The following is a 24,401-nucleotide window of genomic DNA, read 5'->3' as shown; positions in this document are numbered from 1 at the left end:
CTATGAAAACGATTACAAAAAGGCTTATGTCGATGACGATCGCGTTTATGTTGATAATTCAAATTTTGCAGCTTAATTCAAGCTCGTTAACCAAGCTGGCTGCAGCTGCGGATGGTATTTCCAATGCCAGCCTATCTGCCAAAATTGGTGATCTGGGACAGATTGAAGAGCTGTTTATTCAAAATAACCCTGTTAATCGAAACGGGTCTCCTATCAATTTTGTTTTGCCTAATAACACGTCTCCACAGAACAACGTTCAGCATCAATGGATGGGCGAGATGCTTTTTTCTTACCGGACCGGCGATAATGAACAATTTCCTGTGACTAGGGATGGTTTCGTAGAGGTAGATACCAACAAAACGCTTGCAGCCGGCGGTTCAACAACCTATTCCAATATCAATCCTGATAATCAATATTTCGAGAAAACGGTATCCACGGAGGGCAAGAAAGTAGAGGTTAACTTTATCGGCCAGGAACTGGACTCCGCAACGAATCGGGCGATGAAGGGTTTTGACGTGAAGTCTGTGTTCGACATGGAGACGAATGACGGTTCCATGCTATGGGAAATAACTTTGAAAAACAAAAGCGGAAAATACATGGAATTCGGCGATATCGGCTTGCCGATGCCTTGGAATACTAAATACCGATCGGTATCGGATACGTATGACAATCGTTTAACAATGCATAACTTTGCCGGGGCAGACAGCGGGTATTCCTATGCTATCCGGACAAGCGGAGAAGGAAATTATATGCTGTTTACCCCGGTGACGGAAAGCGGCGCGCGCATTGAATATGTGGATTACTGGATGCAGGAGGCGGGCGAACTGCGTGCTGGACAGACCTTCACCAACTGGACAGGCGACAGCGGCGGCTGGTTTCCTGGGCTGAACGTGCTCTATATCCACTCTAAGGATATACAGAAAACCGGCCGCGGATATTTTACCGATGCCTCCAGTCTAGTACTCGGTCCGAATGAGGAGAAAACCTATCAGTTTAAATTTTCGGCGATACGCGCAGGCGACAATACGCCGCAGGAAAGTGCCCAAAGTCCTAATAACGCTTCCACTTCCGTGGAAGAGCGCGAGAAAAACCTGCGCTCCATTTTGTACCAATCTGGCATGATTGACGCCGTAGCGGTGCCCGGCTTTCAAACTGCCATTAATATGCCGACGAAGCTGGCTCTGCACTACGATGACAGCAAAATTAAAGTAACGTCGATTGGTATTCAATCCGTTCACGAGAATGATCCTTATGATGAAGCGCATATCCCGAATATCAAGCCTGGCAGTCAGAGAAGCGAGATGGTTAATAACACTCGCACTGGGCGCGGACTTGCTGGCGGCAACCCGGGCTACACCGAGGCTTATCAATTTTTGGAAACTAAGATTGTCAACGGCGAACAGCACCACATCTATTCACTCCAATTTGATGATCTAGGCAATAACAGCGTCCGTGTGGAGTATGAGCTGAAGGTTGGCGATGAATGGGTCAATAAATTTACGCAATACGAATTCAATGTAATGGCCGAGCTTGACGAAACGATGAGAACCCATACCGAATTCATGGTGGAGAAGACGCAGGACAAGGACCCGCAAAGTCCGACCTACGGTAACTACTTTGACTGGTATCTCAAGGATGGTCTCGACCGAAACATAAGCCATTGGGGCGATGACTGGGGCCATGATAATATCAACTCCATAACGATGAAGAACTATTTGGACCCAAATCCGGATGAAATTCAATCGATAGAAAATTATCTCATTGATTTTATGTGGGAACGCTTTATGAAGCATACGCAGGACAGCTTTATTGTTGCGAACTGGCTAAGAGATTCTGGCTCGTATACGGATAAAGATAAGCCTTATACACGAGAGTTCTCCGAAGTCATGGCAGCCACGGGCTATTTCAACATGTATCGGATCCAGAAGGCGTATCCTCATCTGATCGAGTACCGCGAATCGCCGCAGTATTATCTGGAAAAGGCTTATGGCATCTACTACAACCGAATTTCCAGCGGTGCAACCGGATTCTATGGCGAACAGCAGATCCCGGATATGATCGAGGCGTTGAAAGAAGAGGGCATGCAGACGGAGTTTGAAAATTTGAAGAAAAAGTTCGCTCTAGACAAAGGACGGAGCATGACATTCGCCGCTTATCCTTATGGCTCAGAATTTGAGTATGACAATACCGGCGAAGAAGGAGCCTATGCAGCAGCCAAGGCGATGCGAACGTACTATCCTCAGGACGGACAGGCAGCAGCGGCTAAGAAAAGCATGGAAATGGCGGACTGGAAGACTCGTGCCATGCGCGGGATCCAGCCCACTTGGTACCACTATTCCGTACCGGTATTCCGCGGCGGCGAGGGCTGGTGGAACTTCCAATATACGACGTCTCTGGCGGGATATATTATGGATGACTGGATTCGTTATCAGGATGACGGCAGAACAGCCGCTCAGACCGCCACTGCGCAGCAGCGCAACTATGCGGCGAAGATTTCGAACTTTAACGCCATTAACATGGGCCAGATTTCTGCACAATCTGTGGGCAGCACCTCTTGGAGATATTCCATGTATAAGGGCGGAACCGGTACCAAAGACGTGTACGATGGCGGTTCCCGCGTAATGAACAACGGCTGGAACGATTTTTCCGGCGAAGCCGACGAGGGCATTTATGGCTCTCTGTTAAGTATTAGTTCGGATATTGTTACTGATCCGGTGTTTGGGCTGTTCGGGTATGGGGCACTGGTTACCGACAATGGCAGCAGCTACGACATCACTCCGAAGGATGGTTTCGGCAAGCGAATTAATTTAATCGACGAAAAAATTTATATCGTCTCTCAAAATGAAAAAATCGATAGCGCTGAAATTCAAAAAGACGGCAGGCTATTTCAATTGACGCTCTCGAATCTGGATAAAAAAGAGCATGCTTCGAGAATTGCTATCGACGGAGCGGGTTTGGAAAATGGCTATTATGCCATTAAGCTGAATAACGAAGCAGCAGGGCAGTTCTTTGTAAGAAACAATAAGGGCCTTGCTCGGTTCCAAATGAATAGCGACCCTACAGCGCAGTTGACCATCGAAAAGCTAGACTCGGGCGAGAATGAAGCTCCGCAGGTTACTGCAGAGACGGCGACGCAAAACCCGCAGGCACTGATTCCATTTATACTGAACGGTATTGTGAGCGACGATGGCGCACCGGACGGAACGCTGACTTACCAGTGGGAAGTGATCGGCACACCGCAAGGCGGGAAGCTTAGCTTTGCTTATCCGAAGGCAAGCATTACACAGGCTGTCGGTTCAAAAGAAGGCTCTTATACAGTAAGACTGAGCGCTAATGACGGGCAGCTCATCGGTTCTGATGAACTAACCTTCCAGTTGGCTGCTCCGCCTGAGAAACAGCCTCCTCAGATTAACGAAATAACAGCCGTTCAGGACGGAACGAATGAAAGCATTGTGGTCTTATCCGGTACGGCAATTCCGGATCCGATCCACAGCGCGGAATTTGAGCCCGACATGACATACGATTGGGCTGTCAAGGAGAAGCCGAATGGCGCAGGCGAGATTACGATTGTCGCAGGAGACAAAGCAACCGCATATGCGCGTATAAGCAAGGCAGGTACCTATGTATTCACGCTGACTGCTGCCGACGAAGGCAAGACGGCAAGCAAGGATGTAACGATTGTAATTGAAGCAGACCCCGAGGATGCTTACCGGGCAATTAATACCGTAACACGCAAGGGAACGGCTCCGTCTCTTCCGCCAATCATGAAGATTTTGTTCGATGACGGGTATAGAGAGAGCTCGATTGTATGGAATGATATCGATCCAGTCGACTATGAAGCCATTGGCAGTTTCGAAGCAAGCGGTAAAGTGACAGACAGCGATCTAGAGGTTCTCGCCACTGTGTATGTCGTGAGCGTACCGCCTCAAAACGCTGCGCTGACAGCAAAAGCCTCTGCCAGTTTCTCCGGCGGTGACGGATATCCCGAGGCGATGAATAACGGTGTTGAGCCGAAAAATTCAAGAGATTTCTCGCCTTCTCGCACAGCTCCGAACAGCGCATGGCACAACTGGGGAAGAGAAGGAGATCCGGCATGGGTCACGTATGAATGGCTTCAACCATTCCTTGCTTCTTCGATGGATGTATACGTCTTCCAAGACGCTGGCGGAAACTTCCGACCGAAGGATATGCAGCTCAAGCTTCGCGACGAGAATGGAATATGGTATACGCCAAGAGCGATTAACGGACTTGGAAATGAACTGGACAAGTACAACACAACCACTTTCGAGCCTGCCTATATTACAGGCGTGCGTATAGACATGAGGCCGACTGCAAACGGAAGCGGCATTCTGGAATGGAAGGTAAACGGCTATACGGGAACGGTAGATAAGTCGGAGTTAATTAGCGTTAATAACTATGTTAATGCCTTAAACGCTTCAAACTTTATCGATCAAGGCCTTGCGCCAATCGATGCGGCAAAGGCAAACGCATCAGCGGTCATTCAAAAAATGGATGCCACAGAAGAGGAAGTTGCCCAGGCACTCGGTAAGCTGCTGACAGACCTGAAGCTGCTCCATCCGCGCGATAACAATATGGCATTCTTGGCTCGCGTATCCGCTAGCTATACCTCTCCTTGGGAGAGCGTTGCAGCTGTCAATGACGGTAGAAAAGCAGAAGCGAACATCCCGCATTGGGGAACCTGGGGGAATGCAGGAGCAGCGGAATGGGTGCAATATGAATGGCCGCAAGGCGTTACAATCAATAGCTCGAACTTGGTGCTATGGTCAGATGCAGGCGGCATACTAGCACCTACAAAGTACGAGTATTCCTACATTCCATTGAATAGTACGACTAATGAATGGTTGACGGCGAAAACCATTACCGAAGGTATCACCTTGGTGAATAATACGCCGGTGGGCTCTTCCAATCTGGTTGATTTCGATTCAGGGCTGCAAGTGAAAGCGCTGCGAGTTACGATGACAAAGCAATCAGCTGGAAGCGGTGTTGGCGTTGGCTTATGGGAATGGGAAGTGCTTAAGTCGGATGCCATTCAGGAGCAGGAAGCACCAACAACACCGACTGCGGTGGCGCCGACATCTGTCCATAGCAACGACGGTAAGATTATAGGCGTGACATCGGCAATGGAGTACCGGAAGGAAGGAGTGGAAGAGTATACCGCGATTACTGGCGTTGAAATTACAGGCCTAAGCGCCGGCAACTATTTTGTTCGGTATATGAAAACCGCTTCTCTGAATGCCAGCCCGGATAAGGAAGTTGTCATTCCGGAAGGGCAGAAGCAGGATCAGTCAGCGCCGGAACCAAGCGAATGGACGATCACAAATGCGAATTCCGATAATCAAACAAACGGGAAGATAGAAGGCGTCCAGGACACGATGGAATACCGGAAGCTGGGCGATGAGAGCTATGTGCCTGTCAATGGCACAAGTATTGAAAATCTGGAGCCTGGCAGCTATCAAATCCGATACGCAGCGACAGATGAATTACATGCAAGCCAGCCGGTAACCGTGGAGATTCGTAATGAAGCGAAGGCAGATCGGGATGCGCCTAACGCGGATGAACTGGTCGTTACACCGGCTGCAACGGCAGGCGGAAACGATGGGAAAATCGAAAACGTGACTGCCGATATGGAATATCGGAAGGCAGATGGCGGCGCATACACTGCCGTTAGCGGAAGCAGCATCGACAACCTCGAAGCAGGCCGTTATGAAATTCGGTACGCGGAGACAGATACCGACAATCCAAGCCCTGCGATTATCGTAATTGTTCCTGACGGAAGCAAGCAGGAACAGAATCCACCATCCGGTACAGTGGTCAAAGGTGTCGATATCAGCGTGAGCGGCGCTCGGGATGGGAAGATCACAGGCGTGGAGTCCACGATGGAATACCAGAAACAAGGGGCTAATTCGAGCGACTGGACTGCCATCACAGGCATAGAGATTACAGGTCTTGACGCAGGAACCTATTATGTCAGATATAAGGGAACCTCAGCTTACCATGCAAGCGATGCTCTTATGGTCATCTTAAGCACTCCTTACACGCCTTCACCGACGTCAACGCCTACGCAGCCTTCAGTAACTAATAAGGTTGTAGGAGATACGATCAAGGTTGTGACGCCAAAGGTGGATAAAGCGACTGGCATAGCTAAATCGGAATCCATTAGTCAGGATGACATCCGTAGAGCATTGGAAAACGCGAAAGCAGACACCAACGGAGTAAAGACTGTACGGGTGGAAATTCCGAAAATGGAGGGAGCAAGCGCATATGCCGTCGAGCTTCCCAAAACCGCATTAACTTCGGATAAAGCCAATGTACAGGTAGAGATTGAGACGGAATTCGGAACACTTATTGTGCCTGCAAACGGGTTGAATCTTGCTGCAACGGATGCGAAGAGCGTAGAGGTGACGATTGGGAATGCTGACACATCCCTGTTTGATTCTGAAACGCAAGGAGACATAGGCAGCAGACCCGTCATTAAATGGGGCGTCAACATCGGGGGAGCGGCAGGAGAAGCAAATCGCTTGCAAGCACCAGTAGAAATTAGAATACCCTATACAGCTACTGCTGATGAACTGGATGATTTAGATTACCTTGTTGTTTGGCATATCGATGCAAATGGAAAGCCTGTGCAAATAAAAAATGTTAAATTCGATGCTGCTGGGAAAGCCATGGTATTCACAACGAGTGAAGCTGGCCACTATGCAGTTGCCTACAGCAAGAAAAGCTTCGAAGACGTCACAAAGGATTCATGGTACACCAAAGCGGTCGAAATGATGGCGTCCAAGCGATTGATTGACGGCACATCGCCTACTGACTTTAGTCCTAGCAACAAAGTGATAAGAGCTGAATATTTGGCGTGGCTGGTAAGAACGATGGAGCTTACAGCGGAATTCGACACGAACTTTAGTGATGTGGAGGAATCAAGCAAGTACTATGACGAAATCGGAATAGCCAAAGCTCTCGGCATAACCGTAGGCTACAAAGGCAAGTTCAATTCCGAAGCCGAATTGACAAGGCAGGATATGGCTATATTGACGATTAGTGCATTGCAAGCAGCAAACAAAACCTTGCTGAATGGTACAATTGAAGAACTCGGCAAGTTTGCGGATGCAAAAGATTTAGCAGCTTATGCAGCAGAGGATGTGGCTGCAATGGTTAAGATGGGCTTCGTTAACGGACGAGGCAATAATGTCCTGAGTCCTAAAGGTTCGACGACCAGGGCCGAGGCTGCACAAATTTTGTTTAATATTTATTCGCATCAATGGTCATAATTGCAATATGCTCCTAAAATGAAAATGGTACGGAAAAACGTGACGTTTTTCCGTACCGTTTTTTTTATGGCTACAGCGTTAGAAACTAAATTAAATCCATTCACTAGACATGCTCTCCTGCATAGAAACGAAACAGCTTCACATTCATCAACTCTTGTAGTTGCTTCTTTAATTAAAAGAGATCGCCAGCCACTTCCCCGCAATAGAATTAGGTGAAGCAATAGGTTTATCGATCTAGACTGTTCTTTATAGCAGTCTATTTTGTGTTTGTACGCTATTGCGGGTTATGGCTTTTTAGGGCACGATCTGTGATATACTTCAACTATAAGATTGATTGATTATAAATTTTGAATGACTGGAGGGACATTTTATGAGTGACTTACAGAATTGTATTTGCTGGTAGTACGGCTCTATGGTTTAATTGATTCGCATGTTCAGCAGATTATTCCTCCCAAATGTTCCAACCCACGATTTTTGGCTAAATAATTCGATTGCAAGATAGAACTATAAGCCTTTAACAGGGCTTGAGAGCAAGGTAATATCCCACATCCAGACTTGATTTGGCTCTGTTGCGCCATGTCTCGTCGGTCTTCTTCCACTTCTATATCATTCCTTCGGACAGTCCACTATCCCTTGCGATTTGACATACAGTATCATTGTTCGGAGGCATCATTTGCTGGGATTTGCCATGGCTTGAGGCATAGAGCGTGCTCAGCTTTTTGTACTTTGAGGAGCTCCAAGCTGGAGCTTCATACTTGAAAGGAATATACGGGCAATCATTCAACTGCCCTACATTCTTTTTTTTATTGCGGAATCATAAAGTTTGGGCTCTTGTAATGTAACCGTTATCATGAATGGGTTTGAATTTTAATAGGATGGACGGGAGGCGGATTACACTGAAATTAAACTGGTATTATCGCATGATGTTATCGTATACGCCGATATTTTTCGTGGTAATCTCGACAGTAATCATTGTATTCTTCACGACATTAAACCATCAATCTGAGAATAGGTACATCGAGACAAATAGGTCAATCGTTGCGCAGATGATGAAGAATACAGAGGTTAACCTGAAGTTGATTGAAAGAAATTCGGTTAGCGCATTACTAACGGACCCGCATATTAATGATTATTTTTCTGAGCGCAGTAAAGTTATTTATGATTATTTTGTTATTCAAAAGAAATTGATCGATCTCAAATCGTCATTCCCCTTCGTAAGCTCCATTTATTTGTATGACGAGTCCACCAAGAAGATTTTGTCAGACTCCAATACCTACACATTTGACTCATTCGCCGATCGCCAGTTTTTAGAGAAATCTATTATGCAGACGGAACAAACCAGATGGACCGAATCGCGAGATTATACTTTATCTACCATTGATCGCAACGGGCAAAAAGTCGTATCCCTTATGAAGAAATATATCTATCCGACCCAGCAGACGGGGATCATTGTTATCAATATCTATGTCAATTCCATGATGGAATATCTGAATCAATTTAGTGAACACAAACAGACGAAAGTCCACATCCTAGATTCTAGTGGTCACCAATTTCAGAACACATCCGCTGATCGAGTTTCGATGTCTAACTTTCAAACAGTGTCGGATTATACGGGGTGGGCTTATTCAGTAGAAAGTGTTAATGCTGCAGGTTATTCCGCACTTTCGCTGCTATCCAACATTTGGATTGTTTTTGTGCTTATCATCATTGTTCTAGCACTTGTCTGGTTTACAATCATAACGCATATCCATTACAAACCGATACATAATCTCGTGGAGAAAATAAATTCTTCATTCGGGATTCGAAAGGCCATGAGCAATAGTATTAAATCGCGAATGCATGAATTTAATATTATTGAATCCGCTATCGATAACTTACTTCAGAAGACGTTGGATTACAACTCGTTGCAGGAAGCAGAAGCCACTCACCGTAAAAGAATCCTAATACAGGAATTGATTGCTGGCCAGCGCATGATTAACAGATCAGAATGGCAAAAAGAGGCTGCTGCGCTGGGGCTCCCTGTAGACTTTGATCGTTTATGCGCGGTTTCCATTGAAATAGACAGCTATCATACTTTCTCCGGAAACTATAAACCTAGTGATCAACTTTTGCTCAAATACATTCTAGAGAGTGCCATTCGGGAATTCGCAAGTGAACGGGATATTGCGCTTTACTATGTATGGACGGAGCAGCATCAGGCAGCTGTTGTCCTTTTTCTGAAAGAAGTTCATCTTCCTTATGACAAGACGATTACGGAGATGTGCAACGACTACCGAAATTGGATACATGATAATCTAGAGTTGACCGCATCCATGGGCATTGGTACGAACATAGAAGGCATTAGCGACATATCTTCCTCCTACCGGCATGCCGTCTCGAACGTTTTGCTTAAAGCCGTATTCGGTACCAATTGTGTAATTGATCAGCGAATGGCTCAAGAAAAGTCCGATATGAACACGTATGCGATTCTAGGAGCGATACCAGAGATGGTTCACCTATGGCAGAAAGGTGAAGGTCAATGGCGAGACAAATTTATACATATGGTCAGTTCGCTGCAGAAGAAAAAACTTGGGAAGTCGGATTTATCAACTTTTGCAACAAGCCTAATGCAGCATCTGGAAAGAGAATTAACATCGAGTTCAGAAGAGATGGCAGAAATATGGAGGACAAGTTTCCAGAATCGTATCGAAACGATAGCCAATCAAACGGAAACGTTGTCAGAATTGCATCAAGCGATAGAGGGGATTTTAGATGAATTAACGCCACACCTGGATTTACAGCGAGAAAGCAATAGCAGTAAATCAATCGCTATGCGTATGAAGTCTTACATCGATAGTCATTTTGCCGATCCGAACTTGTCCCTTATGGGCATTAGCGATAAATTCAACATGCCTACAACCAATGCGAGCATTTTGTTCAAGAAAGAGACTAACGAGAAGTTTATCAATTACGTAACGAAAGTTCGGCTTGACCATGCACGCAAAATGCTTATGGATTCGGATAATGCCATACAATCTATCGCAGAGATGGTGGGGTACACACATGTTCTTTCCTTCCATCGGGCTTTTAAGAAAACCTACGGGTTTCCACCCGGCGAATATCGAGAAATCTATCGCGCACAAAGAAATGTATAGAAGTCTGCTGATTTACAGCAGGCTTTTTGTTTGGGATTAAAACAGGTTAGCTTCTTAAATAAAGTTAAGTAAAGCGATAACATACAAATTCGAGTCGTTTTGGGTTTCAAAACATCAAGTTAGGGGATTAATTATTGTTAATTTTCAAGCTGACGGTGCAGATGATACATTTGTGCCTGTAAGAAATGCCTAACCATGCATGGGCCAACAGGCAAAAATTAATGTAAAGAGGAGGTATATGGCCATATCAACCAAGCCGATGCGCAGGACGGCACCACGTTTGTCGTTCCGATCCTTGCTCCGAGAATGGCAGCTCTACATTTTGATTCTGGTACCCTTGATGTTTTTCGTAACATTCAAGTATGTACCCATGTTTGGAGCAGTCATTGCGTTCAAGGAATATAACATTTTCAAAGGGATTTGGGAGAGTCCGTGGGTTGGCTTTGAGACCTTTAGAGAAGTCTTCCAAATGCAAGGTTTTTATTTGGCATTACGAAATACTTTTATGTTGAATCTGCTCGACTTGCTCGTTAGCTTCCCGCTGCCAATTATTTTAGCCATCGTTCTAAACGAGTTGCGTGTTCAATGGTTTAAGAAAGGTGTGCAAATGGTGCTGTATCTGCCGCATTTCATCTCTTGGGTGATTATTGGCGGCATAGCGATTCAATTGTTGTCTACCAATACTGGTATCGTGAACAATGTGTTGAAATCGTTTAATATCCAGGCTATACCTTTCCTGACAGAACCAATTTTATGGGTGTTTACCTATCTTGGTATCGGAATATGGCAAAGTGCGGGCTGGGGTACGATCATATATCTTGCGGCACTGACGGGTATTAATAAGGATTTATATGAAGCGGCAGATGTTGACGGGGCAAGTCGAGTGCGGAAGATATGGCATATTACGATGCCAGGCATTAAGCCGACCATCATTATATTGTTGATTATCAATATCGGACATATGGCTAGTATCGGCTTCGATCGTCCGTTCGTCTTAAGCAATCCGCTTGTCACGGACGTCTCGGAGGTAATCAGCACGTATGTGTACAAGACAGGTATCCAATCAGCGAGATATACGATCGCTACGGCTATTGGATTGTTCCAGGCGGTCATCGGTTTGATCTTCCTATTGTCTGCCGACTTCATTTCTCGCAAAGTCAACGATCAGGGCATATGGTAGGAGGAGATAATCATGACAAGCCCAAATCACCCGAGCATTCGAACGAACCGTACAGGCAAGTTATTGGATATTGTCTTGATTCTTGTTGTTACAATTGCAAGTCTTCTTTGCTTGGCACCTATGATTCATATCTTGGCATTATCACTCAGTGGTAATAGTGCTATTATGAGCGGTAAAGTTACGCTCATTCCTATCGACATGGATTGGACGGCTTATAAAGCTGTATTTGGAAATGATCAGATGATTCGCTCACTCGTATTTACAATAGGTATGGTCTCGCTATTTACCATGATAGCTATGACCATGACAGTGATGGCTGCATATCCATTAACCAAGAAACAACTTAAAGGACGCGATTTGTTTCTGTTTGTAATCGTAGTCACTATGTTCTTCAGCGGTGGGATGATTCCGGAATATTTGCTTGTGAAAAACTTGAATCTACTTGATTCTATCTGGTCGCTGATTTTACCAGGAGCCATTAACGCGTTTTATTTGCTCATCATCAAAACCTTCTTTAGTTCCATTCCATTGGAACTTGAAGAATCGGCAAGAATGGATGGAGCAAGCCATTTTAGAATCTTGCTCGGAATCATCTTGCCTCTTTCGCTCCCTGTATTGGCAACCATTAGTTTATTTTATGCCGTAGGACGATGGAACGGATTTATGGACGCGCTACTTTACATTACGAACTCTAATCTTTATCCCTTGCAGCTCAGACTTTATGAAATGGTTATGAATAGTCAGGTCAATAGTATGCTGGAAGGAATAGGAACGGCAGCTCCAGTACCCGAGAGTCTCAAAGCGGCTTCAATTATGTTTGCTACCCTTCCAATTCTATTAGTTTACCCATGGCTGCAGCGATATTTTGTATCTGGGATGATGATTGGTGCAGTCAAAGGATAATGTTGAAAGTGAATTCCAACAGTTCAAAGGAGCGGGTCAAATGATTTCAAAATCCAAAAAATGGTCAGCCAGTCTAATGGCAGTGGCGGTCACAACAACGATTCTTGCAGGTTGTTCCAACACTAATTCTGGCAGTAGCGAGGCTACAAACAAACCTGCAAACGAAACCTCGAATCCAACTACAGAAGCGCCGAAAAGTGATCCAATCACTTTGCGTATCGAGCTTTTCGACCGCAATAATACTCCAACCGGTGCTCCGCCTATCACAGACAACTTCACAACGAAATATATTCAAGAGAATTTTGGAGATCCAAACAACATTAAAGTCGAATTCGTAACCGTTCCGCGGACACAAGAAGTTGAGAAACTGAATGTTTTGATGGCAGCTAATCAAGCTCCAGATCTAGTTTATACGTATGATACGCCTACCGTACAGAAATACGTAAAAGACGGAGGTTTGACTGATCTCGGACCGTTACTGGAGAAGTTCGGCACAAACTTAAAAACTGTCCTGGGCGAAACTGTGCTTAACTACGGTAAATTCGATGGTATTCAATACGCGATTCCGGCACGTCGGGTACTGCTCCCGGAAAGTACGACATTTTTACGCCAGGACTGGTTGGATGAACTGGGATTACCAATTCCGACAACGACCGATGAATTCTATCAAACACTGAAAGCATTTAAAGAGAAAAAACCAGGAAAGTCTGGCGACAAAGTGATTCCTTTCAGCAATATTGATCCATTCCATAGTAAGCCTCTTCAATATTCCTTCTGGGAGTGGGACAAGATTTCGGATGCTGATCTATACTCCATGCCTGACTGGTTGCTGCCGGGCAACAAAGAAGCGCATCGCTTCTTAAATAAGCTATATAACGAAGGGTTGATTGATCCGGACTTCCCATTATCGATGAACAAAGATCCACAGAAGTTCCAGAAAGATCTGATTAATGGAATCGTTGGTGTTGGTACGGCAAATACGAACGAGCCGGTCTATCAGGGTTACTTGGCTGAAGTTTATAAAGCAGATCCCAATGCGAAACTTGTCCCGATTAACCCATTTACGACTGCTGACGGAAAGACGCCAAAAGCACTTTATCCGCCGAACGGACTGTATTTATTCGTTCCAAAATCCAGCATAAACGCCGAAGCTGTAGTCAAGTACCTTGACTGGATGGCAGTGCCTGAAAACTTTCTTGCTTTGCAAAACGGAACAGAAGGCAAAACCTACGAAATGGTAGATGGCGTGCCGCAAGTTCTGGACAATGATGAAGCAAAGCAAACCCTTTATAACTATTCTGATTACGCCATAATTTTGAACGGAAAGTTAGCTAGCACAACGGATGAAGATTTGAACATTGCTGCAAATGCTTCTGATCCACAGTATAAAGATTTCACAATCTCTAGCATCGAGCTTGGTAGCAAAGACGGTGTTATAAAACCTAGCGTTACGACGCCGATCCAAGCGGAAATAAAATATGCTACAACGCTTAAAGCGAAGAGCGATGAAATTTTTGTGAAAGTTGTGACGGCAAAGCCTGGCGATTTCGATAAAGTTTATGATAACGAAGTGAACGATTATATGAAAATTGGTGGGCAAGAAGTTATGGACGAGAAACGCCAGGCGTTTGATGCGGCGAAGTAACCTAAAGTTAGGATAAAGCCTGATTCTCCGCTCATGTGGCGGAGAATCGGGTATAACTTCATGATTGAAGCAGGAATGAACAAGAATCAATATAAGGAAAAAGCAAAGGAAAAGTTTAACAAAATCCCTAAAAATGAAAGCGCGTACAATGCGAAGGAAGATTCAGAACGAGGAGGAAAACATAATATGATTAAGAAATTTCGGAAAAAGGTATTTGCATATTTAATGGTGAACGCTCTGGCGGTATCCATCATTGCTCCTGCTTCCTTTTCCAATACGGTACATGCAACGGTTGATGCAGCTCCAGTAACAGCCAATTGGTATACAACCTACCAAGAAATGGATGGTGTTGGCGCTGCTTATGCCTATACGCCTTCCATTCATATGATGCAGCTCGCAACTTCTGGACACCAAGATACCGTAAGACGTTTGCTCGAAATGACCTTTGATGAAAAGAATGGGACCGGCCACGATATCGCGCGCGTAATTATTGGGGATAATGGAGGTCTTACCGCTAGTGGAACGGCAGCAAGCCCGGGTTTCAACCCTATAAATTCTTTGCTTGCGGATGTCAAGAATCCGGGCTTCGATATCGAAGGAAACGCGATACCAATGCGGGGAACAGCCGGTCAGTTCGGCTATAAGATCGAAGCTGAGAACCGTTACAATGATGGCAATACCGATAGTTTCTGGCCGAACGAGCCTGCACATGAACCTGGTACATTGGTACCTTTGAAAGATTTCATCTGGGAAAATCCTTCATGGAATCAACCCATTCCCAATGACATTGGTGGTCCTACAAACCTTCTCAGCGCACCAGGAGAAGATCCCGTTATAATCAAAAACACAGCACGAACTCGCAAGGAATTGTTTGATTTCGATCAGGTGTGGACGATGCTCCAAGCGAAGCAGTATGGCGTCGATCAGTTCTACGGTTGCGTATGGACAGTGCCCTATTGGATGAGCAACTCTGCTTCTAATGCACCAAGCAAAATAATTCGTAATGACGTGGCCATTATTGATGGTAAGCAAGTGAAGATATACTACCAAGCTTTTGCCGATTATCTAGTGTACTATGTGAAAGGCATGTGGGAGCAGTGGGGCATTCCTATTACCCATGTTGGTCCTTTTAATGAAGTGGATCTGGCTGGTGGAAGCGCCGCTTATGTCACCGAATTGGTTAATGATTATATCGGCCCGACCTTGAAAGCATCTATCGAACCGGGCGGAGCACTCTACGACATCGTGAATCCTGAAGGGGATGCCATTGATTTTATTCCTCAACTGGTTGCCGTCGATGGAACTAACCTTAACGCCTCCATAAGCAGAGGCGGTCAGATGTTCTCCCAAGTGGATGAAGCAACTGCTACCATGAAAAATCCGTACCTTGACGTATTTTCTACACACTTATACGGGACGGTAGGAATCGGTACGGATGAGAACAAGCTGTATCATACTGGAGGGTTCTCCCAAACTCCGATGGATTATACGACTGCGGGCAATACGTATCCTCAATATTTGACCAAATATAAGCTCTGGCAGACGGAGTTCATGAACCAAGACACCGGCGACGGTTCAGCAGGCGCCTATACCAATCGATACGGTAATCAGAACATCAACGATGCTGTGCGCTGGTCTAACCTGATGACGAATATGTTCACCAGCAATCCAGGGTTCAACGGCTTTATTTGGTGGAGCATGTGGGACAACAACGGCGTCGACGGGTCTGATTTAATCCGTTTCGCTACGACGAACTCCCAACAGGAGCCTGGGCGCATTAGTACATTAACAGGCGAGTATCGGATATTTAAACGATTTTACGGTTACGGCCATTTTTCCCGTTTTATGAATCCGGGGGACAAGCGTTTTGATGTAACACGCTCTCCAGTGCAAGACATTAATATCGTAGGCTTCAGAAACAACACAGATTTCTCCATTACGGTCTCAAACGCCAAGAATGACGATAGCATTCAGCCGCTAGAATTCACGCTTAATCAGTTCCCAGTAGGCACATCTAGCGTTACTGTATTTCGCACCTCCGGCAGCGAGAACCAGCAGAAGCTGGCGACGATTCCAGTCGTGAACGGTAAGTTTGTCATTAACATCCCATCTGCCAGCATAGTCACGATCGTACCATCCGAAGGTACATACGCGACATTTAATAGCTTAGATGGCGAACGAGATATATTCTCCACGCTCGAAGCGGAACGAAACGATAATAGCGTTCAAGGTAACACAGCAGGCAATGCTGGGCGAGCAGGCGAAGCAGTAGCTTTGAAAAATGACAACTATCTTACCTACAACAATGTCAATTTTGCAGACGGATCTGCGAATGGGGGCGTTGTTCGAAGACATTTACTCTATCTTACCGCACAAGCGAAAGCGGCCAAAGGCGGGAATCTGGTTGCGTATGTTCTACCCGTAGGGACGGAGGTTAACGACGCGAACGAGATCCGTACATTTGGCAGAGAGGTTGCCCGAATTGAGGTGCCGTCCAATAATGGATATGGCCAATTTCAGGATATGGTCGCAACGGGCGACCTCAGCGCCTATGGTCATAAAGACTTCTATATCGTAGCAGAAACAAATGGCAGCAGTTCAATTGTAGTTGATCGTTTCTTATTCGGAGCAAATGATTCTGATTGGAGCACTGCCGCTAACAACTCGACAGTATCCATTCCTGGCAACTTGCTGCTCAATGGAGATTTCGATACTGCAACAGCTTCTAATACGAACAATTGGTCCACCGGACGTTACGATAACGGAGAGTTCCGACAAGCCGTGACGGGTTCGGAGTTTACGGCCGATACGATTCAAAGTTACACAGGGTTCTCTCGTAACCTGAAGAACAATTCAACGTCGCGGGTAGCTGGATCAGCAAAGTTGACAAACCGAGTGGATGCAGCTAATCAGTACGATGGTATCTGGCAGGACGTTACTGGCAAATTGACGGTTGGTGAAAGCTATGACTTCAAGGGATACTTCATGTCCATGAAGCATCGTCCAGAAAGTTATGACGTTGCGGCGGAGAATCCTGGCGATGTGGAAGTAGCCTTGGTCTATTACGATAGCGATGGTCATCAGCTTGCCCTGACTCCGATAAGCGGACGCAACATGCCCGAACCCTATCAAGCGCGTGAAGCCGGTGATCCTGGGTACTGGAACAGCAATGGACAGTTCGTCGGTCGGATTTTAAAAGGCGGACCGCTTAGCTTGAGTTCATTCCAGCCTGTCCATGTTAAGGTTGCGGACTGGCATGAAAGCGATGGGGAGTCATTTGTCTATAGCGAGCCTGCCAATACGGCTAAGACTGTTCTGGCTGTATATGCTAAGGATTCGAATATCATGTACGCTGATTTGCTGTCTTTGACCCCGCCAATGATAGCGAATTACAATATTTTTGTCGATGGAAGCCTACCAGCAAACTTTTCGCAGGATAAGTTTGATTATACGTATACAGTCAATGGTACTACCGTGCCTGTTGTTACGGCGTCCTCCAATGATCCAACTGTGAGGGTTAGCATTACGCAAGCAAGTAGTGCTAGCGACACAGCCGTTATACGCTTTATCAAAGGACAGGCGGTCAAGACGTATACGGTAGCATTCTCAACGATGCAAGTATTTAACTTTGCGGAAGGGCTTCCTTCCGGCTGGAGCGTAGGCAATCCTACTGAGAATGCGATAACGTTTAATCCATCGGGAAGCGCAACTCTAAACACAGTTAAGCAAGATGCGGCTTATCCCAATAGCTCCAACCTGCTGCAGTTGCCAGGATCTGCAGAAGGGGACTGGACTCTGACTGCGAGGCTTTCTGTGGATAAAGCTCTTAGCGATGCATTATTTACGAACGCTACGCAAGTAGGTATCGGTATTCGAAAAGCGGACACCGGCGAATTCTTCCGGATCGCCGCGACAAGATTGGACAACAGTATAAAAGTAATTAGCACGGGTTTGTCGGGCACAACAACAAGCAGCAATCAGACCGGACAAACGAGTCTGAGCGGTACAAACTACTACCTCCGTATCGTGAAGACTGGCAACAATGTGCAGGGGTATTTCTCTACCAATAACGGCTCGAGCTATACCATTATGAGCGGCAGCCCTGGCGCTACTGTGCCGACTACGTTCACTCCTGAATTTTTCAGAGACGCAAAGGTTTTGTTGTACGGAAGTAACTTAAGCTCCTCCGATTTGCAAGTAACCTACAACGATGTGACACTTTTGAAATCGAATGGTACAGCAATTGTAAGTCCAGATCAAATGGCTGTGGAGCAGGCCGCGGGCCAGATTGGCCTGTCCATTACAGTACCGGATACAAGTGTAACTCAGCCAGCTTTGCTTATGGAATTGGCACAAGAATATCTCAACCATGACGAAGCTCTGGAAATGCTTGGCGTTACTGTCGTTATATCGTATGAGGATGGTAAGTTTGCCCTTACCATAACGAAAGGCACTTCGTCCATAACTGTAAATTCGGTTTCGATTATAGGAGACGGCAAGGGCACAGACATAACTTCGCCGACTTGGGCAGAAGGCAGCGTGCTTACCAGTTCCAATGTCACTAGCACTGGCCTTACCTTGACATGGACCCCAGCAGAGGATGATGTCAAGATCACCGGCTATAAAATCTACAAGGGGGCAGAAGAAATCGCGTCTCTCAGTGGAGATATCAACACGTATGAAGTGACCGGATTAACTGCAGAAACAGAATATACGTTCAAGGTCGAAGCGGGTGACCTGGCAGACAACTGGAGTACGGATGGGCCTTCGCTACCGGTTGTAACGTCTCCGTTGTCGGATACAGCTCCGCCAACATGGTCAGAAGAAAGCACACTAGTGGAGTCTGACGTTGAGACTACAAGCCTCACGTTAACATGGTCCGCTGCACAAGATGACAAAAGCGTAACAAAGTACAAGATTTACAAAGGGACAGAGGAACTGGCAATTGTAGCAGGAACGGTCACCTCCTACAAGCTGATCGGCTTGGCGCCGGAGACGAAGTATGCATTCAAAGTGGAAGCAGGAGACGAAGCGGGCAATTGGAGCACGGACGGTCCAACGGTATCTGTCACAACATTGCCATCAGCCGATACGACAGCACCGACATGGCTGGAGGGAAGCGTTCTTGCGCAATCCAATGTTGGAGCCACAGGCCTTACGCTGACGTGGACGCCGGCCGAGGATGATTCCGAGATTACCGCCTATAAGATCTTTAAAGGCACAGAGGCGATTGCGACTGTGTCCGGCACGGTATTAACTTATGATGTAGCAGGCTTAACACCGAATACAGAGTACGCTTTTAAAGTAGAAGCAGGGGACGTAGGCGGCAATTGGAGCGGGAATGGTCCTTCGGTTACCGTGACGACGTTATTGGAAGCGGATACGGCAGCGCCGGCATGGAAACAAGGAAGCCTACTTGAGGCAGTCTCCGTGTCAACAAGCAGCCTCACCTTAACCTGGTCGGAAGCATTGGACAACACAGGTGTAACGGTTTATAAGATCTTTAATGGCACTACAGAGGTAGCCACAGTAGACGGGAACGTTCACTCGCATCCAGTTACGGGACTTGCGTCGAATACGTCGTATACGTTCTTCGTACAAGCAGGTGACGCGGCCGGCAACTGGAGTACGGACGGCCCAAGGGCGAGCGTGACAACACAAAGTGCGACTACGCCTCCGCCAACAACACCAACACCAACATCGCCAACAACAGCGACACCGACACCAACACCGACACCGACACCAACACCAACACCAACACCAACACCAACACCAACACCAACACCAACACCAACACCAACACCAACCCAATCGCCGAAGCCGACACTTGGGCCTCATGCCTTCCATGATGTGGGTAGCAAGTACGACTGGGCGTCCGTAGCGATTAATACGCTGTATGCAAACGGCGTAATCAAAGGAACGTCTGAATCGACCTTTAGTCCCGACAAGAAGATTACGAGAGCGGACTTTGTTGTGTTGCTGGTCAGGGCGCTTGGATTAACAGCGGACATTGAGTCCAGCTTCTCAGATGTCAACGAAACCGCCTATTACTACGAAGCGCTGGCCATTGCGAAGAAACTGGGTATTATAACCGGCGTTGACGCCAGCCGCTTCAATCCAGATGGCGAGATCTCAAGACAGGATATGATGGTAATTGCCGCAAGAGCGATGACGGCGGCAGGACGTTTGACAATGAACGGCAGCGAGGATGAATTGAGCGGCTTTAAAGATGCAGCCGACATTTCCGGTTATGCCAAAGACAGCATAGCAGCCTTGATCAGAGAAGGCATCATTAAGGGAGATGGCGAGTCTATTCATGTTGGCGGCACGGCAACAAGAGCGCAGGCAGCCGTCGTTATCTTTAGAATATACACCTATCAGGACAACGACTCTGAGGAATGAAAAAGCATAGTAGAACGATGAGAGGGAAGCTGCGAAGCTTCCCTCTTTCGCGAGCAAAGGACGAGAGAGGCGCGATATCAAGCAGTTTTGCAGCAGCATCTTAGTGGAGAGTTTTCAGCGGTTAATGGGAACAAAGGAACAACCCAGTACCGGCATAATGCTGGGTTTGTTGTATTATGCGCTCGTACCATGGGATATGAACGGGGTTAGAGCTTCATTTCCGGAGAATGGATTCACTGAATTTACAAGCTGGAGAAGAATCGCTAAAAAGTTCACTTTTAGAAAAAGAAATTACATCGTGATTTGCAGGCAGTCTCGTTATAATTAGAAAACAATACGGGACGGTGAAGGGAGGAGTGGAATGATTAAGGCAAGCGAAATCGGAACATAGGCATTTAATTAGAAGACAGAAAAGGAGGGGATGTTTTCATGTAAGCAGCTTAGAATTAGGATTAAGCAGCTATCCATATATCGAGGGATACAAAATGTATCATTAGGTCGTTCGACTATTGTCGCATTGAATACCAGATTGAACCAAAACGGGAGGCATTGAAATGAGGTTAAAAAAGTGGGCAGCATTCGCTTTGGTATTTACTTTGCTAGTGACTCTTCTGCCGAACACGCCCGTGCTAGCTGCGGATACCACTGCCAAGAATCCGATCATCTGGGCAGATGTGCCTGATGTTTCGGTCATCCGCGTCAACGACACCTATTATATGACGAGCACGACCATGCATATGAATCCCGGCGTTCCCGTTATGAAGTCTAAGGATCTCGTCAATTGGGAAATCGTCAATTACTTATACGATGTTCTCGCAGCAACAGATAAGCAAACGCTTTCAAACGGTCAAAGCCTTTACGGGCAAGGATCGTGGGCGAGCAGCATTCGATACCATAATGGCAAGTTTTACGTGGCATTTGCCTCCAACGATATCGGCAAAACGTTTATTTTTCAAACGTCTGACATTGAGAAAGGTCCGTGGGAGAAATACGAGCTTGCGGGTGGCGTCTACCATGACATGTCCCTGCTGTTCGATGATGACGGACGGGTATACATGGTTTACGGCAACGGAACGATTCGAATTATTGAGCTGACTTCCGATGCTACGGCTGTCAAAGCGGGCGGCATGAATAAAGTCATTATTCAAAATGCAAGCGCTCCCGCAGGAAGCGGTGGGCTTGGCGCGGAAGGCTCGCACATTTATAAGATTGACGGCAAATATTATATTTTTCATATTTCCTGGCCTTCAGGCGGGATTCGAACGCAATTGGTGCACAAATCCGACGCAATCGATGGCCAATATGAAGGGAAGGTTGCACTTCGATCGGGCAGCAGCGCAAGTGGCGCCGGTGTCGCCCAAGGCGGCATCGTTCAATCGTCTGATGGCAAATGGTATGGCATGCTGTTTCAGGATTTCGGTTCGGTCGGTCGTATCCCTTACATCATACCGGTGACTTGGAGCGCAGATGGATGGCCTGTATTCGGGGATGTCAACGATACGGGTATTGCAGCAGAGCTCTCGAAGGCTTGGGTATCCTCGGATAACTTTGATCAAAGAGCCGAGAAGTCAGCCGCCTATCATACGGAAGTGGTCAGCGGAGAGAATGACCACAACGGTTCCAATCTCGGATTGGTCTGGCAGTGGAACCATAACCCAGACAACCGGTACTGGTCACTTACCGAGCGTACGGGTTATCTGCGGCTGACAACGGGAAGCACAAGCACAAGCATCCATAATGCTAGAAATACGTTGACGCAAAGAACGTTCGGACCGGAAAGCTCGGGAACGATTGCGATTGATGTTAGCCATATGAAAGACGGGGATTATGCCGGTATTGGCTCATTTCAGCAAAATTACGGGTTTGTCGGCATCAAAATGTCCGGTACGGCTAAATCGGTAGTCATGGTAAACGGAAATTCAACCTCTGCTGTGGAGGTCGCTAGTGTTCCGCTGAATCAAGACACCGTCTATCTCCGTACGGAGCTGGACTTCAAGAATAGAACGGACAAAGGTTACTTCTACTACAGTCTGGATGGGGAAAGATGGGCGGCAATCGGTAATACGCTGCAAATGTCCTACACGCTCCCGCATTTCATGGGATATCGATTCGCCTTGTTCAATTATGCTACCAAAACGACAGGAGGCTACGTTGATTTTGACTATTACCGGATCGACGACAAGCTGGCAGGATCGAATTTCGATACGAATTTGAAGTCGCTGCAGGTAAATGGCGCTGCGCTGAACGGGTTCAGCCCAAGCCGATATACCTACGCGCTGGATGTTCCATCTGGATCGGCTCCGCCACAAGTGACTGCGACCGCGAACGATCCCGGCGCGATCCTATCCATTGAGCAGGCAACGGCGGTACCGGGTACAGCTAAAATTTCTGTGAGCAGGGAAGGCTTGCAGACATCGGTGTATAGCATTCAGTTTGATACGCCGTCCTTTGTGGCCATTGAAGCAGAGACGGCTGCGAATCATACGGATCATGCCTATGTATCCGGCGTTATTGAAGGCCATACCTGGTCGCTAGTGGACGGACAATCGACAAAGGCGATGTTATTCGGTCCTGATACGGGCCTCGCGAGGTCAGGCACGGATGCAGCTTCGCTTGCAGCAGGCTCCAAGCTTGGTTATAAGGTCAACATCCCGGCATCGGGCGCCTACCATGTGTGGATTCTTGCCAAAAGCGTCGATTTCAACTCGGATTCCGTTCATGTCGGAATCGATAACCAATATCGATTTACATCCAACGGGATTCAAGGCATCAGCAACAGTCAATTCAGATGGGTGAATCTGAGTAATGGCGGTACGACTGTGCCAGGAGGAACAACGCTCAATTTGACCGCCGGCGTCAATGAGCTGAACTTCTGGGGAAGGGAAGATGGTCTGATCATCGACCGAGTCTACCTCACTACAAGCAACGCAACGACCGATCCGGTCTGGCCTCCGGCTGAGCCGGCGACTCCAACCGCGGCTTTATTAGCGGAAGATAGCGTTAAACCAGGCAGCAGCTTTGCGGTAGACGTTAACCTTAACAACGTTACGCAAGCGGTCCATGCCCAGGACATTACCTTAACGTACGATGCCAACGTATTCGAATACGTTGGTGCGGCAGGTGTAAACGACAACATTCAACTTGTCGCGGAAGACAAATCTGTCGAAGGCAAAGTGAGACTTGTCGCTGCCCACATTGGGGGAGTAACCGGAGCGAGCACGCCGATATTGAAGGTGAACTTCAAGGTAAAGGCAGGCGTGTGGAATACGACCGGAACCATTGCTGTTTCCGAAGCCAAGCTAGGCGCGGGGCCAGATGGCACCGTTATTCAAGCGGGGCTTAGCACAAAGAGCATCGCGGTAGGCAACGTCGAGGTCGTCATCGATAAAACGGCTCTGAACGCGGCGATCTTAGCAGCTCAAACGCTGTATGACGATGCTGCCGTCGGCAATCAAGCGGGTCAATATCCGCAAGCGGCCAAAGATGCGCTTAGTCAAGCCATTAACGCAGCTCAAGCCATCGCGGGTAACGGAAGCGCGACGCAGCAACAGGTCGACGATGCCGTCACGGCACTGAACGGCGCGGTTATGGTCTTTAAAGCCGCTGTGATACAAGAATCGTCTGCAGATCTCAATACCGATGGCAGCATTAATGTAGGAGACCTTGCCATCGTAGCTTACCATTACGGTAAAAACTCCACGAGCGCGGATTGGGCAGCAGCCAAGCTTGCGGACATGAATACAGACAGCAAGATCGATATCACAGATCTGTCCTATGTGGCTTCCAAAATTCTGAAGTAAGCGCATAACATTGCATTCGGACGGTCCTGTCCCAATAGCGAGGTTGGC

At 46.9% G+C, this 24,401-nt stretch carries 7 protein-coding genes; all 7 read left to right on the top strand.

All coding sequences use genetic code 11. From position 1 onward, the window contains the following. Positions 1–2 precede the first annotated feature (2 nt). The 7 genes from E0496_RS18275 (at position 3) to E0496_RS18245 (ending at position 24,353) form a co-directional block, all read left to right on the top strand. Complete coding sequence (locus tag E0496_RS18275) at positions 3–7,289, top strand: DUF5695 domain-containing protein (RefSeq protein WP_141503185.1); 7,287 nt, start codon at positions 3–5, stop codon at positions 7,287–7,289. A 1,049-nt stretch (positions 7,290–8,338) separates the two neighbouring features. Then, positions 8,339–10,423 (top strand): helix-turn-helix domain-containing protein, encoded by a 2,085-nt coding sequence (locus E0496_RS18270; protein ID WP_241674858.1) that lies wholly within the window; start codon positions 8,339–8,341, stop codon positions 10,421–10,423. A gap of 238 nt (positions 10,424–10,661) precedes the next feature. Continuing rightward, positions 10,662–11,603, top strand: a complete 942-nt coding sequence (locus tag E0496_RS18265) for an ABC transporter permease (protein ID WP_141503184.1) — start codon at positions 10,662–10,664, stop codon at positions 11,601–11,603. Positions 11,604–11,615: 12 nt separating this feature from the next. Next, the gene (locus E0496_RS18260) at positions 11,616–12,506 is read left to right on the top strand and encodes a carbohydrate ABC transporter permease (RefSeq protein WP_141503183.1); all 891 of its coding nucleotides are present in this window, start codon (positions 11,616–11,618) and stop codon (positions 12,504–12,506) included. A 40-nt stretch (positions 12,507–12,546) separates the two neighbouring features. Next, entirely contained in the window at positions 12,547–14,151 is a 1,605-nt protein-coding gene (locus tag E0496_RS18255) for an extracellular solute-binding protein (RefSeq protein WP_141503358.1), read from the top strand. A 186-nt stretch (positions 14,152–14,337) separates the two neighbouring features. Further along, complete coding sequence (locus tag E0496_RS18250; RefSeq protein WP_161601468.1) at positions 14,338–20,553, top strand: fibronectin type III domain-containing protein; 6,216 nt, start codon at positions 14,338–14,340, stop codon at positions 20,551–20,553. Between the two features lie 554 nt (positions 20,554–21,107). After that, on the top strand, positions 21,108–24,353 hold the full coding sequence (locus E0496_RS18245) for a family 43 glycosylhydrolase (RefSeq protein WP_141503181.1): 3,246 nt from the start codon (positions 21,108–21,110) through the stop codon (positions 24,351–24,353). The last annotated feature ends 48 nt before the right edge of the window (positions 24,354–24,401 follow it).

Source organism: Paenibacillus luteus, assembly GCF_006542765.1.
Taxonomy (GTDB): Bacteria; Bacillota; Bacilli; order Paenibacillales; family Paenibacillaceae; genus Pristimantibacillus; species Pristimantibacillus luteus.
This window is presented reverse-complemented; position numbering and strand designations above follow the sequence as displayed.